This is a genomic window from Shimia sp., from assembly GCF_049116215.1.
In the GTDB taxonomy this organism is placed as follows: Bacteria; Pseudomonadota; Alphaproteobacteria; order Rhodobacterales; family Rhodobacteraceae; genus Shimia.
Genome location: NZ_JAGDZB010000001.1, coordinates 209,553 through 221,925, shown reverse-complemented (window position 1 = coordinate 221,925; position 12,373 = coordinate 209,553). Strand labels below are relative to the sequence as shown.

16 protein-coding genes are annotated in these 12,373 nt (G+C 56.3%); 7 read left to right on the top strand and 9 right to left on the bottom strand.

The window, feature by feature from the left end; all coding sequences use genetic code 11:
• Window positions 1–21: 21 nt before the first annotated feature.
• From JXR15_RS01020 to JXR15_RS00995, 6 genes are all read left to right on the top strand, one after another.
• Window positions 22–699, top strand: a complete 678-nt coding sequence (locus JXR15_RS01020) for an HAD-IA family hydrolase (RefSeq protein ID WP_422051408.1) — start codon at window positions 22–24, stop codon at window positions 697–699.
• Window positions 696–1,406, top strand: coding sequence for an ATP12 family chaperone protein (locus tag JXR15_RS01015; protein ID WP_422051407.1), 711 nt, complete (start codon window positions 696–698; stop codon window positions 1,404–1,406). The genes JXR15_RS01020 and JXR15_RS01015 overlap by 4 nt, the downstream gene beginning before the upstream one ends.
• Window positions 1,407–1,606: 200 nt before the next feature.
• Window positions 1,607–2,623 (top strand): amino acid ABC transporter substrate-binding protein, encoded by a 1,017-nt coding sequence (locus tag JXR15_RS01010; RefSeq protein WP_299423915.1) that lies wholly within the window; start codon window positions 1,607–1,609, stop codon window positions 2,621–2,623.
• A gap of 122 nt (window positions 2,624–2,745) precedes the next feature.
• Window positions 2,746–3,978 carry an amino acid ABC transporter permease gene (locus JXR15_RS01005; RefSeq protein WP_422051406.1) on the top strand — a complete coding sequence of 411 codons (1,233 nt, stop codon included), beginning with the start codon at window positions 2,746–2,748 and terminating at the stop codon, window positions 3,976–3,978.
• A gap of 3 nt (window positions 3,979–3,981) precedes the next feature.
• Window positions 3,982–5,277: an amino acid ABC transporter permease gene (locus tag JXR15_RS01000; RefSeq protein WP_422051405.1), complete on the top strand. Its 1,296-nt coding sequence runs from the start codon at window positions 3,982–3,984 to the stop codon at window positions 5,275–5,277.
• 15 nt (window positions 5,278–5,292) lie between these two features.
• Window positions 5,293–6,084 (top strand): amino acid ABC transporter ATP-binding protein, encoded by a 792-nt coding sequence (locus JXR15_RS00995; RefSeq protein ID WP_294116215.1) that lies wholly within the window; start codon window positions 5,293–5,295, stop codon window positions 6,082–6,084.
• A 51-nt stretch (window positions 6,085–6,135) separates the two neighbouring features.
• Here JXR15_RS00995 and JXR15_RS00990 read toward each other — a convergent pair whose 3' ends face one another.
• From JXR15_RS00990 to rpmH, 9 genes are all read right to left on the bottom strand, one after another.
• The gene (locus tag JXR15_RS00990) at window positions 6,136–6,585 is read right to left on the bottom strand and encodes a DUF411 domain-containing protein (protein WP_422051404.1); all 450 of its coding nucleotides are present in this window, start codon (window positions 6,583–6,585) and stop codon (window positions 6,136–6,138) included.
• Between the two features lie 66 nt (window positions 6,586–6,651).
• Window positions 6,652–7,167, bottom strand: coding sequence for a SixA phosphatase family protein (locus tag JXR15_RS00985; protein ID WP_422051403.1), 516 nt, complete (start codon window positions 7,165–7,167; stop codon window positions 6,652–6,654).
• Window positions 7,164–7,790: a ferredoxin gene (locus JXR15_RS00980; protein WP_422051402.1), complete on the bottom strand. Its 627-nt coding sequence runs from the start codon at window positions 7,788–7,790 to the stop codon at window positions 7,164–7,166. Before JXR15_RS00980 ends, JXR15_RS00985 begins: the two co-directional genes overlap by 4 nt.
• Window positions 7,787–8,581: a sterol desaturase family protein gene (locus JXR15_RS00975; protein ID WP_422051401.1), complete on the bottom strand. Its 795-nt coding sequence runs from the start codon at window positions 8,579–8,581 to the stop codon at window positions 7,787–7,789. Before JXR15_RS00975 ends, JXR15_RS00980 begins: the two co-directional genes overlap by 4 nt.
• A 61-nt stretch (window positions 8,582–8,642) precedes the next feature.
• Window positions 8,643–9,506, bottom strand: coding sequence for an acetylglutamate kinase (argB, locus tag JXR15_RS00970; RefSeq protein ID WP_422051400.1), 864 nt, complete (start codon window positions 9,504–9,506; stop codon window positions 8,643–8,645).
• 179 nt (window positions 9,507–9,685) lie between these two features.
• The gene (locus JXR15_RS00965) at window positions 9,686–10,006 is read right to left on the bottom strand and encodes a putative quinol monooxygenase (RefSeq protein WP_422051399.1); all 321 of its coding nucleotides are present in this window, start codon (window positions 10,004–10,006) and stop codon (window positions 9,686–9,688) included.
• A gap of 137 nt (window positions 10,007–10,143) precedes the next feature.
• On the bottom strand, window positions 10,144–10,464 hold the full coding sequence (locus JXR15_RS00960) for a putative quinol monooxygenase (RefSeq protein ID WP_422051398.1): 321 nt from the start codon (window positions 10,462–10,464) through the stop codon (window positions 10,144–10,146).
• Window positions 10,465–10,617: 153 nt separating this feature from the next.
• Window positions 10,618–11,064, bottom strand: coding sequence for a ribonuclease P protein component (gene rnpA / locus JXR15_RS00955; protein ID WP_422051397.1), 447 nt, complete (start codon window positions 11,062–11,064; stop codon window positions 10,618–10,620).
• A gap of 21 nt (window positions 11,065–11,085) precedes the next feature.
• The gene (rpmH, locus tag JXR15_RS00950) at window positions 11,086–11,220 is read right to left on the bottom strand and encodes a 50S ribosomal protein L34 (RefSeq protein WP_005980833.1); all 135 of its coding nucleotides are present in this window, start codon (window positions 11,218–11,220) and stop codon (window positions 11,086–11,088) included.
• 409 nt (window positions 11,221–11,629) lie between these two features.
• On the opposite strand from rpmH, the gene JXR15_RS00945 reads away from it, so the two are divergent.
• Entirely contained in the window at window positions 11,630–12,370 is a 741-nt protein-coding gene (locus JXR15_RS00945; protein WP_422051396.1) for a TVP38/TMEM64 family protein, read from the top strand.
• The last annotated feature ends 3 nt before the right edge of the window (window positions 12,371–12,373 follow it).

Below are 12,373 nucleotides of genomic sequence, written 5' to 3'. Positions count from 1 at the left end.
CAACGAACGTGTGGGGGGCTTATGCAGCTCAAACTGGTGATTTTTGACGTGGATGGCACGTTGGTGGACAGTCAGGGGCTGATCATTGAGGCGATGAACCTTGCCTTTGAAGGGGAAGGACTTGCGGCGCCTAGCCGTGCGGACACCTTGTCAATTGTTGGGCTGTCGCTGGATGTGGCGATGTTCAAGCTGCTACCAGAGGCGGATGCGAAGCTGCGGGAGCGCTTGGTTGAGGGCTATAAACACGGCTACATGTTGCGGCGCGCTGAGACGGGTGTGGCACAGTCTTCACCGTTTTTTGCTGGTGCACGGGATGTGTTGCAGCGATTGCACGCCTACGATGACGTGCTGTTGGGCGTCGCAACAGGGAAATCTCGGCGCGGGCTGGATAAGCTGATCGAGGGTCATGGGCTGGAAGGTCTGTTTGTGACCACGCAGGTGGCGGATGATCACCCGTCTAAGCCACATCCGTCAATGATCGCCACAGCGTTGGCCGAAACCGGCGTTGAAGCGCGGGATGCGGTGATGATTGGCGATACAAGTTACGACATGGACATGGCAGCGGCGGCTGGCGTGGCCGGCATTGGGGTTGGTTGGGGTTATCACGAGACCTCTGCCCTCAGTGCGGCGCGCCATGTTGTTGAGAATTTTGCAGCGCTGGAAGGCGCTTTGGCACAGGTTTTGGAGATTTCATCATGAGCGGATGGGCCAAAAAACGGTTTTGGAAAGAGACAGCCTATGAAGCCTCGGACGGTGGGTTCAAAGTGCTGTTGGATGGACGTGGTGTCAAAACACCAGCGAAGGCATCTTTGGTGGTGCCAACGAAAGCCATGGCAAAAGCCGTGGTGGCCGAGTGGGATGCCCAAGAGGGGGAGATTGACCCAACCGGCATGCCGGTCACACGCTCCGTGAATGCGGCGATTGACAAAGTTGCGGTGCAACACGCGGAGGTGGCCGACATGTTGGCAGAGTATGGCGGCAGTGATTTGCTCTGCTATCGGGCCACCACTCCCGAAGAATTGATTGCCCGTCAGGCTGAGGCGTGGGATCCGCTTTTGGACTGGGCTGCGGAGACATTTGATGCCCGGCTAAAACCGGTGGCCGGGGTGATGTTTGAGGCTCAGGACGCAGATGCGTTGAGCAAGTTAAGCGCGAAGACACATGACTTTGACAACTTCGAGTTGGCTGCCTTTCATGATCTGGTTGGCATCTCCGGTTCCCTGATCATCGGATTCGCCGCGACCCGCGATTTGCACCCGATTGAAACCCTGTGGAACCTGTCCCGAATCGACGAGCAATGGCAGGAAGATCAATGGGGGCGCGACGACGAAGCAGCGGAAGAGGCGGAGAAGAAAAAGCAAGCCTTTTTCCATGCTTACAGCTTCTTTAATCTGAGTAAGAGCTGAGCGCTTTGCATGTAAAACAAGGGGGAGAGGCTGTTAACGCAAGCATTGATAGTATTGCGTGATGGACCTCTTGACGTTTGGCGATGAATGCGACCAAACTGAACCTCGATGTGAGGGGGGTGTAATCTCTGAACATCTACTTTCGGTCTAACATGGCCAAAAACCACCCGGGATAGGGTGGACAACAGGAAGAGGTAAAAATGAAAAAATCCGTAGTTTTCGGTGCACTGACAGTTGCTGGTCTCGCGGCCGGCGCAGCTGCTGCTGGCACGCTTGACGATGTTAAAGCGCGCGGCAAGCTGAACTGTGGTGTGACCACTGGTCTGGTTGGCTTTGCCGCACCAGACGCAAACGGCGAATGGATGGGTTTCGACGTTGGCGTTTGCCGTGCAGTTGCAGCCGCCGTACTGGGCGACCCGAAAGCGGTTGAGTTTGTTCCGACCACCGGTAAGACCCGCTTCACTGCGCTGGCTTCCGGCGAGATCGACATGCTGGCACGTAACACCACATGGACATTCTCCCGTGACGTAGACCTGAAGTTCACCTTTGTTGGCGTGAACTACTATGATGGTCAGGGCTTCATGGTTCCAAAAGAACTGGGTGTGTCCTCCGCGAAAGAACTGGACGGCGCAACCGTTTGTATTCAGACCGGTACAACCACCGAGCTGAACCTGGCGGACTTCTTCCGTTCCAACAACATCAGCTATGAGCCGGTGCCAATCGAAACCAATGCTGAAGCACAGCAGCAGTACCTTGCCGGTGCCTGCGACGTGTATACAACAGACGCATCTGGTCTGGCCGCGACACGTGCAACCTTTGAAGATCCATCTGCGCACGTTCTGCTGCCAGAAATCATCTCCAAAGAGCCACTCGGCCCACTGGTTCGTCACGGTGATGACGCTTGGGGTGACGTGGTTCGCTGGTCCCTGAACGCTCTGATCACAGCAGAAGAGCTGGGTGTGACTTCCGCAAACATCGGTGAGATGGCTGCAGGCACAAACAACCCAGAGATCAACCGTCTGCTCGGCACAGAAGGCAACCTGGGCGAGATGCTCGGCCTGAGCGCTGACTGGGGTAAGAACGCTGTAATGGCCGGCGGCAACTACGGTGAGCTGTTTGAAGGTAACATCGGTGAATCCACTCCGATCGGTCTGGCCCGTGGCCTGAACGCTCAGTGGACCGATGGTGGCCTGATCTACTCCCCACCTTTCCGCTAAACACATCACGGAAAGGGCGCGGAACACTCCGCGCCCTTTTCGCTTTTACGACCCACAACAATAATCGGCCACGGCGCAACGACGCCATTGTTTAACCGGCCGACGAACGGGGAAGATCCTATATGACCACTCTGACCGACCCTCCCAAGGAGTCGTTCCGGCTGTCTATGCTGATCAACGACACGCGCTATCGCTCGTTGACGTTCCAAGCAATTGCAGCCGTCGCTCTGGCGCTGGCGATTTGGTATCTGGGCAACAACCTTATCCAGAACCTTCGGGCCGCCGGCCTAAATATTTCGTTGAACTTTATGTCCGACCCTGCCGGATATGACATCAACCAACGACTGATCGAATATGACAGCCAATCATCTCACGCGCGGGCTGCGCTTGTTGGGATTTTGAACACGCTTCTGGTGGCGGTCCTGGCTTGTATCACCGCAACAATTTTCGGCGTCGTCGCCGGCGTATTGCGCCTCTCCAACAACTGGCTCGTGTCCAAGGTGATGGCGTTTTATGTGGAAATTTTCCGCAACATTCCTGTGCTGATCTGGATCCTGATCATCTACACGATCATGACAGCCGTGATGCCGGGACCTCGGGAGTTCCGTGGCGATAACGCGACCTCCAGCATGGTGCTGGATCTTTTTGCCTTCACCAACCGCGGAATCTATGTCCCGATGCCGTTCTTTGAGAATGGCCTGTTTAGCAATGCCACGTTGAACTGGGTGCTGGTGCTGTTAGTGGCTTGTGGTTCCTGGTACGCAACCCGGACTGTGAACCAACGCGCTGCGAACATTCAGGCGAACACCGGTGTGCGTCCAAAGACACTTTGGATCAATCTTGCGATCTGGCTGGTACCGTTCATCGCGCTGATGTTCATCATGGGGCTGACCTGGGAAGTGCCGGCGCTGAAAGGCTTCAATTTCAAAGGTGGCATCAAGATTGGTGGTCCGCTGATCGCGCTGTGGTTCGCGTTGTCGATCTACACCGGTGCCTTCATCGCAGAAAACGTTCGAGCGGGTATTCAGGCTGTGTCCAAGGGACAGACCGAGGCCGCTGCAGCGTTGGGTCTGCGTGCGAACCGCGTGATGAATCTCGTGATCTTGCCACAGGCGCTGCGCGTGATCATTCCACCATTGATCTCAAACTATCTGAACATCACCAAGAACACCTCTTTGGCCATTCTGGTCGGCTACGCGGATATCACCGCAACTTTGGGGGGCATCACGCTGAACCAAACCGGCCGCGCGATTGAATGTGTGCTTTTGATGATGCTGTTCTATCTCTCGGCATCGCTGCTGATTTCGATGGTGATGAACATCTACAACTCTTCTGTAAAACTTAAGGGGCGCTGAGGTATGTCTGACTCTCAAAATAACTCTGTCGCTTTTGTTGCCACAGAAGTGATCCCACAAAGCCCGCCGCCCGCGCGCGAAACGGGTGTGGTCAAATGGCTGCGCGAAAACCTGTTCTCCAGCGTGACCAACGGTGTTCTGACTGTTGTGGCGCTGTACTTGATTTTTCAGGTGCTGGCCTCGATTTTGCCTTGGATCTTCAACGGTATCTGGACGACCAACTCTTTGGCCGAATGTCGCGAGATTCTGCAGGGTAAAACAGGTGCGTGTTTCTCGGTTCTGACCGAGCGTTGGCATCAGCTGATTTATGGGTTCAAGTATCCACAAGAGGCGTACTGGCGCCCGAACCTGGCCTTTGTGCTGATGCTGGTGGCAATTGCACCGGTTCTGTTCTTTGATCTGCCGCGCAAGATGTTGGTGATTACGGCTTTGTATCCGTTCATCGCATTCTGGCTGATCTGGGGTGGCACCGTTCTCGCACCGCTGGTTGCCCTGGTGGGCTTCGTTGTGGCCGCTGTGTTCTTTCAGGTGTTTGGTCGCAGCAGCTTTGCTCTGGGTTTCTTCGGAGCCATTGTGAGTGCGTTGATCGTCTGGGCTCTGGGCGGTTTCCTGATCCCTGAGGGCGCGTCTGACAATGCGTTGCTAACTGCCGTGCCTTCCCGTGATCTGGGTGGCTTCATGCTGAACCTGATGCTGGGTGTGACCTGTGTGTCGTTGTCTATTCCACTGGGCATTGCGCTTGCGTTGGGCCGTCAGTCTGACATGCCGCTGATCAAGGGCATCTGCGTGGTCTTCATCGAATTTATCCGCGGCGTGCCGCTGATCACGCTGCTGTTTGTGGCGTCGGTGATGCTGGCGTATTTCTTCCCGCCGGAAAGCACAGTTGACCTGTTCCTGCGTGTGGTGATCATGATCACCATGTTCTCCGCAGCCTATATTGCTGAGGTGATCCGTGGGGGCCTGGCCGCGTTGCCCAAAGGTCAATATGAAGCCGCTGACAGCCTTGGCTTGGACTATCCACAAGCGATGCGTCTGATCATTCTGCCACAAGCGTTGAAGATTTCGATTCCAGGTATCGTGAATGTGGCCGTGGGCCTTTTCAAAGACACCACGCTGGTGTCGGTGATCTCGATGTTTGATCTGGTGGGTATGGTCCGTGGCCCGATCCTCGCCTCCACTGAGTGGAACGGCGTGTATTGGGAGCTCTTCGGGTTTGCCGCGCTTCTGTTCTTTGTCGTCTGCTACGGCATCTCTCAATATTCCCAGTGGCTTGAGCGCAAGCTGCACAAAGGCCACTAAGAAGGGGTTCACAATATGTCTGAACTTATGTCTGATCGCGAAATCGACCGCTCCAAGATGCATGTGGGCAGCGAAGTCGCTATTCAAATCTCCAACATGAACAAATGGTACGGGTCTTTCCACGTGCTGCGTGACATCAACCTGACCGTCAACGAAGGTGAGCGGATTGTGATTGCGGGGCCTTCGGGGTCCGGCAAGTCGACCTTGATCCGCTGTATCAACCGTCTGGAAGAGCACCAGTCGGGCGACATCATCGTGGATGGCACCGAGTTGTCCAACGATCTCAAGAACATCGATAAGATCCGCTCCGAGGTTGGCATGTGCTTCCAGCACTTCAACCTGTTCCCGCATCTGACGATCCTTGAGAACTGTACGCTGGCGCCGATCTGGGTGCGTAAAACACCCAAGAAAGAAGCCGAAGAGATCGCGATGCACTTCCTTGAGAAGGTGAAGATCCCGGATCAGGCGCTGAAGTATCCTGGTCAGCTTTCCGGTGGTCAGCAACAGCGTGTGGCGATTGCCCGTTCGCTCTGCATGAAGCCACGCATCATGCTGTTTGACGAGCCAACCTCGGCGCTTGACCCAGAGATGATCAAAGAGGTGCTCGACACCATGATCGAACTGGCGGAAGAGGGCATGACCATGTTGTGCGTGACCCACGAGATGGGCTTTGCCCGTCAGGTGGCAAACCGTGTGATCTTTATGGACCAGGGCCAGATCGTGGAGCAGAATGAGCCGGAAGAGTTCTTCAACAACCCGAAGAGCGAACGGACCCAGCTGTTCCTGAGCCAGATTCTGGGTCACTGATCCCAAACACAGATCAAAAAGAAGGCCGGGCATCTGCCCGGCCTTTTGCGTTTAGCTATGGCTTTCAAACACTTCCGTGCGACCGTCCGGGTGGATCAGCAGGGTGTCATAAGGCTCTACCTCGCCGCCCATTTCCATGCCGGGCGAGCCCATTGGCATGCCGGGAACCGTGATGCCGCGTGCCGAGGGGCGCTCGGTCAATAGGCGGCGGATGTCGGATGCGGGCACGTGGCCTTCTATCAGATAGCCGTCAATTAATCCGGTGTGGCAGGAGGAGGTTTCGTCCGTCAAGCCCAAGCGGGCTTTGATGTCCCAGAGCTCTTCGTCCGGGATGGCGTGGCTCTCGACCGTGAAACCTTCCGCGCGGAGATGCTCTTCCCAGGCGCCACAGCAGCCACAAGTGGGGGATTTTACAACTTTTATGGTGGGGGTGTTCGCCAGAGCAGGCAGAGTGACTATGGGTAGGCTGGCGGTCGCCAGAAGGAAGGCGCGGCGGTGCATGAGAGGTTCCTTGAATGCTGTTGTTGGACAGATATGCAGCAGAGAGCTGTGCTACAATGCGCTGGATCAAGTGGCGTCTGATTGCGTGGCGATGACCTCGCGGGGGATCGCAAAATCTAGAATGGTGCCTTGGGAGAATTGAACCTCAGCCCACTTGGCCGCATCAAAGCGGATCACGGTGGTGGCGCAGGTTGGGTAGTCGAAGAAGCGTGGGTGGGTGGCCGGTTGTTTTGCAAGCATTTCAGCGAAGTAGGCGATTCCAGGATTGTGGCCCAGCAACAGGATGGAATTGGCCTCTGCGGTTTGTAGAACACGCAGCATGACGTCCGCGTTGGCGTGATACAGAGCATCCTCGTAGCGGGTTTTCACAGCAGTGATGCCAAGTTGGGCATAGGTCTCGCGGGTGCGTTCCGCAGTGGAACTGAGCAGTTCGTCGGGGAGGTAGTCGTTGTCTCTGAGCCACTTGCCCATCGCGGTGGCGGAGGTGCGGCCGCGTGCGTTGAGGGGGCGGGCGTGGTCCGGTTGCATGAAGTCGTCCCAGCTTGATTTGGCGTGGCGCATCAGGATCAGGGTGCGGCTCATGGATGAAAGGACCTCATATGCAATGCGGACTGAGCGTCGGTGCGCCCGGCTTTGGCTGAGTGTGGACAGGCGCGGCGGGCAATGCAACCGCGGGACATGCATTCGGAGCCATCTTCTGTGTCCAAGAAGGCGTGGCAGGCCGTGACGTTGTAGCCGGTTCCTGCACTGAGTGCGTCAACCGGACAGGCAGAGGTGCAAGGGCCGTCACAGGTGAGGCAGGGCGAGGGGGTATCCTGCTGATGTAAAGGGATTTCTCTTGGCAGGATGAGAGCGCCGCGTAGTGAGATCATTAGGCCAACTTCGGGGTGCACCATCATGCCCACAGGGCTTTGAAAGAACGGACCACTGTCCAATGCCCAACGGATGAACGGCGGGTAGGGCGGGCCGTCGGAGGGGAATTGGCATGTGCCGCTGAAGGTTTTGGCAAGGTCACCGACCACCCGTTTGGACCAACGGTCTACAGGGTGTTTTGAGCCATCTAGGTATTCCCGCGACGCGCTAAACGCGGCCCAGAAAGCGGGGCCGGTGCCTAAGAGCACGATGGTATTGCCGTCTTCATGCAGCGCGCCCATGGTGAGCAGGCCCGCGTTTGCGGCGGCGGTTTGAATGGCTTCCAGCGTCATTTGGCGCGGAACGGGAGGCGCAGACTCCAGTAAATCTTGGTGGGCCGGGTGTCCTGCCACTCTAGTCCGATGGTCATCTTATCATGTCCTGCACGGGGTTGCGCGATATAGGTTCCCAGCGCACGGTCCCAGATCGACAAGGCAAAGCCATAGTTGCTGTCGTGCTCGTCCCGATGCACCGAATGATGCACACGATGCATGTCCGGCGTGACCAAAACAAGCCGGATCAGATGGTCGATTTTGGCGGGCAGGCGGATGTTTGCGTGGTTGAACAGCGCGGTGCCGTTTAGCAGGATTTCAAACACCAGCACAGCAATGGCGGCGGGGCCAAGCAGGTAGATCAGGGTGATTTTCAGGCCCATCGACAGGGCAATTTCCACTGGGTGAAAGCGGATGGCCGTGGTGATATCAAAGTCAGGATCAGCGTGGTGCACACGATGCAGCCGCCACAGAAGTGGGATCTTGTGGGTGATAAGGTGTTGCAACCAAATGGCAAAATCTAGGATCAGAATTGCCAGGACGAACTCGATCGCGATGGGGAGACCGAGGATGTTGAACAGACCCCAGCCGTTGGATTGGGCGTCGGAGGCTGCGCCCACGGCCAGCAATGGCAAGGCGATGGCCAGTGCACGTAGAGTGAGCGTATTGAGGATAGACAGCCCCCAGTTGGTCAGCCATCGGCTGGATTTTGACCAGTTGAGTCGGCGGCGCGGGGCCAAAGTTTCGATTCCGGCAAGCACGACGAAGAGTCCGAAAAAAACGCCGAGACGGATCAGGAGTTCGTGTTGCATTGAGAGGACATCCTTGCTGATGGCCTCTCAATGTATTTGTTTTTCAGAATATGAAAAGGCGTTAGTCCGCCCGGATCAACGACCCTGCACCATGTTCGGTGAAGAGTTCTAACAGGCAGGCATTGGGCGCGCGGCCGTCCAGAATGACCACAGCGCGGACGCCGTTTTCAATGGCGGCGAGCGCGGTTTCTGTCTTGGGAATCATCCCACCCGCAATCACGCCCTCTTCGGTAAGGTCTCGGATTTGTTGGGCTTTTAGCTCGGTCAGAACCTCGCCTTCACCGTTCTTCACACCGGGCACATCGGTCAGCAGGAGGAGGCGGTCCGCCTCAAGCGCGCCAGCAATGGCTCCGGCGGCGGTGTCGCCGTTGATGTTGAAGGTTTCGCCATTTCGACCAGCACCAAGCGGAGCAATTACCGGGATGGTGTCGTTGGCAAAGAGTTCATGCAGAATCGCCGGGTTCATGTCCGCAGGGGTGCCGACAAATCCGAGGTCAGGGTTGGTTTGATCGCAGACAATCAGGTTGGCATCTTTGCCGGACAAGCCAACCGCCTTGCCACCCTGACGGTTGATGGCTTGAACAATGCGTTTGTTGACCACACCGGACAAAACCATCTCCACCACTTCGACAGTGGCAGCGTCGGTGACACGTTTGCCGTTCACAAAATCCGATTTGATTTCAAGACGTTCCAGCATCGCGTTGATCATCGGACCGCCGCCATGCACAATCACCGGATTGATGCCCACCTGGCGCATCAGCACCACGTCACGGGCAAAATCATCCATGGCTTCGTCCGAGCCCATGGCATGTCCGCCAAGCTTAATAACCACGGTCGCACCGGTGTAGCGCTGCAGATATGGCAGGGCTTGGGACAAGGTGCGGGCGGTGGCGATCCAATCGCGATTCATTTCTTGTGTCTTCATCTTGCTGGCCTCTTTGTCAGAGCGTGTTAACCGCTCTTAAGAGGAGTGCCAAGGCGTAGTGGAGGAATGAAGCGCCGATTTGGTAAAAAAGATCAAAATTAACCCGATTTGGAATGTCGGTATTGCGTCAGTATCACGGCTGTTTCGCGGAGGTGGGGCTGTTTGTTAACAGCGATGTGTTAACGGGCGTGCACAGAGGACGCGGCGGTGGGCACAAAATGCGGGGTGAGTTCTTTGATCACCAGATCGGTGACGCCGTCCTCAAACAGGTCTTGAAAGGCGTGCAAGGCATCGCTGTTGAGGAAGAGTTGCCAGTCGCGGCGGCTCTCCCAGCGGTGAAAGAGGATGAACTGGCCGGGATCGTCGGTGCCGGTGTGGATGTCAAAGCGCAGGCAGTTTTGTTCGTTGAGCACCCTTCGCGCAAGTTGCAACAAGCCCTCCCGCACGCGGGTGCGGTTGGGAGAGCCGAGGTAAAAGGACGCCATAATGGTGACGGTCATCTGAAAGCCTTTGCCGATTCCTTGCAGTCAGCGGTAATGGGCTAAGCCTGCGCCGCAAAAGTTTACTTAACAATGAAAGAATATGGCACTCCGGCCTGAAAGCGGCGGGAAAGTGAGGCACGGTCGTTTTGAGGTGCTTAACTCGCCAGAGCCAGACAGGTTGTGCGACGTGGCCGCAGGGGGGCTTGTTTGGCAACGGTCAGCTCCGACAGCATACCAAACACAGTTGTTTGAAACTCAAAATGGGCGTCTGAGTTGAGGTAAGCTTGCCACGCGGTGGCATTTTCCCATTTTTGCCGGATGTGAAACTCAGACGGGGAGTCCTCGAGAGTTGTGGCGGCGTAGCTGATGCAGCCGTGCAGATTACAGGCGCGCGCGGCGAGCGTTTTTAAGGCGCTGGCGACGTGATCAGCGTCACGCTCATCTGTTGAGAAGGAGACCACCACTGTCTCTCTCATTGCTTCACTCCATACCAATTACAAACGGTTTCACCCCGAAACACATTCGATAGCAGGGATATAAAATTCGTATACAAATGGTAAAGACACAGAGTGCCTTAGATTTTAGGCAATCTGTCTGTAGTTTTGGGAAAGCTTTTAGCGGCCAAAGGGTTACTTGCGCGGCGTGTGCAATTTGCGCAACGCCCATTTGAGATCGCCTTGGAGGGTTTTGAAATTGCGCGCGTCGGTTTCGTTTTTTCGGCCGATCAAAACGTAGTCCCAGCCGGGTTTTCCAAAGGCCGGGAGAATCGCGCGGGCCACTTCGCGCATCCGGCGTTTGGCGCGGTTGCGGGCGACGGCATTGCCAACTTTTTTGGAACAGGTGAAGCCCACGCGCACAAGCGATGGATCAACTGTCTCGTCGTCGCGGCGTTTGCGGGCCTGGATCATCATCGCCTTGGTGCCCTGTTTGCGGGCACGGGAGGCGGCGAGAAACTCACTGCGTTTTTTCAGGACGGGCAGCGCGCCGTCTGTTTTGCCGTCCAGACAAACGGAAACCGCCGGAGACGATGTCCCGTTGGTGGCTGTGCCATCCGTGGGGGTCTCCGGCGGTGTCATTCCGTCAAACGGTCGGTGAGCTTATGCGCTCAGCGACTTACGACCGCGTGCGCGGCGTGCGTTCAGGATCTTGCGGCCAGCTTTGGTGGCCATGCGCGCACGGAAACCGTGGCGGCGTTTACGAACCAGGTTCGAAGGTTGGTAGGTGCGTTTCATCGCTCCGTCTCCGTCATGTTGTTTCAGCGGGCCCCGGCGCGAGATTCGCGAAGCCTATCTATTCGAAGACCGGTCTTTAGACCTGCCTGCCGAATAAGTCAAACGTCAGATGCTGGATTCTTGGTAAAAAGGCAAGGGCTGGCACGGAAAGAATGCGATTGAGGCGTGGCTTCCTTTTATAAGGGGGATTTTTACCTGGTTTGAGGCCTTCAAAAAGGGGGGCGCCTGAAACAATCGACGGCTTTTTGAGTGCCTTACAAGCTGCAATATTACAGGTCTCTTATCCCATTGTTACGGTTAACCAAGAATCGCTCACGAAACAGCGGGGTGCGATCAAGCGCCCGTGAGGTCTCTGTTGTTTTGCCGGTCTGTCAGCCATGTTGAAAAGAGACCAAGAAACGGATCAAAGATGTCTGACGTGACCGAAACACCTCAAGAAACCAAATCCAAATGGGCGCGTATGGTGCCATTGGCTGCGCTTGTTGCGGGCGCTGTGCTCGGCGCTTATGCGCTGGGAGATTATTTGAGTTTTGAAGCGCTGCGCGACAATCGCGAGGTGCTGATTGCCTATCGTGATGCGCATTACGCGTTGGCAGTTGTGGTGTTCATGGCGATTTACGTGGTGATCGCTGGGTTTTCGTTGCCAGGTGCCACCATTGCAACGCTGACCGGCGGTTTTTTGTTTGGCACGTTTCCAGGCGTGTTGTTCAACGTCGGGGCGGCGACGATTGGCGCAACGGTGGTGTTCCTGGCTGCCCGCTGGGGGCTTGGTGACCGGTTGGCCGCCAAGATGGATGCGGGTGAGGGCAAGATTAAAGCCATCAAAGACGGGATTGATGAGAACCAGTGGTCGATGCTGTTCATCATCCGTCTTGTGCCTTTGGTGCCGTTCTTTGTGGCCAATCTGATCCCGGCGTTGGTGGGCGTGTCGCTGTGGCGGTACGTGGTGTCCACCTTTATTGGCATCATTCCCGGTGGGTTGGTCTATACTTCCGTTGGCGCAGGGTTAGGCGAAGTGTTTGCCCGTGGCGAGACGCCAGACTTGGGCATAATCTTTGAGCCACATGTTTTGTTGCCGATCCTTGGCCTGGCGGCGCTGGCGTTCCTGCCGGTTGTGCTCAAACTCATTCGCGGCAAAGAGGCGCTGTAAATC

Coding starts and splice junctions, on each gene's coding strand:
- JXR15_RS01020 (WP_422051408.1), top strand. CDS start 22: ATGCAGCTCAAACTGGTGATTTTTGACGTGGATGGCACGTTGGTGGAC.
- JXR15_RS01015 (WP_422051407.1), top strand. CDS start 696: ATGAGCGGATGGGCCAAAAAACGGTTTTGGAAAGAGACAGCCTATGAA.
- JXR15_RS01010 (WP_299423915.1), top strand. CDS start 1,607: ATGAAAAAATCCGTAGTTTTCGGTGCACTGACAGTTGCTGGTCTCGCG.
- JXR15_RS01005 (WP_422051406.1), top strand. CDS start 2,746: ATGACCACTCTGACCGACCCTCCCAAGGAGTCGTTCCGGCTGTCTATG.
- JXR15_RS01000 (WP_422051405.1), top strand. CDS start 3,982: ATGTCTGACTCTCAAAATAACTCTGTCGCTTTTGTTGCCACAGAAGTG.
- JXR15_RS00995 (WP_294116215.1), top strand. CDS start 5,293: ATGTCTGAACTTATGTCTGATCGCGAAATCGACCGCTCCAAGATGCAT.
- JXR15_RS00990 (WP_422051404.1), bottom strand. CDS start 6,585: ATGCACCGCCGCGCCTTCCTTCTGGCGACCGCCAGCCTACCCATAGTC.
- JXR15_RS00985 (WP_422051403.1), bottom strand. CDS start 7,167: ATGAGCCGCACCCTGATCCTGATGCGCCACGCCAAATCAAGCTGGGAC.
- JXR15_RS00980 (WP_422051402.1), bottom strand. CDS start 7,790: ATGACGCTGGAAGCCATTCAAACCGCCGCCGCAAACGCGGGCCTGCTC.
- JXR15_RS00975 (WP_422051401.1), bottom strand. CDS start 8,581: ATGCAACACGAACTCCTGATCCGTCTCGGCGTTTTTTTCGGACTCTTC.
- argB (WP_422051400.1), bottom strand. CDS start 9,506: ATGAAGACACAAGAAATGAATCGCGATTGGATCGCCACCGCCCGCACC.
- JXR15_RS00965 (WP_422051399.1), bottom strand. CDS start 10,006: ATGACCGTCACCATTATGGCGTCCTTTTACCTCGGCTCTCCCAACCGC.
- JXR15_RS00960 (WP_422051398.1), bottom strand. CDS start 10,464: ATGAGAGAGACAGTGGTGGTCTCCTTCTCAACAGATGAGCGTGACGCT.
- rnpA (WP_422051397.1), bottom strand. CDS start 11,064: ATGACACCGCCGGAGACCCCCACGGATGGCACAGCCACCAACGGGACA.
- rpmH (WP_005980833.1), bottom strand. CDS start 11,220: ATGAAACGCACCTACCAACCTTCGAACCTGGTTCGTAAACGCCGCCAC.
- JXR15_RS00945 (WP_422051396.1), top strand. CDS start 11,630: ATGTCTGACGTGACCGAAACACCTCAAGAAACCAAATCCAAATGGGCG.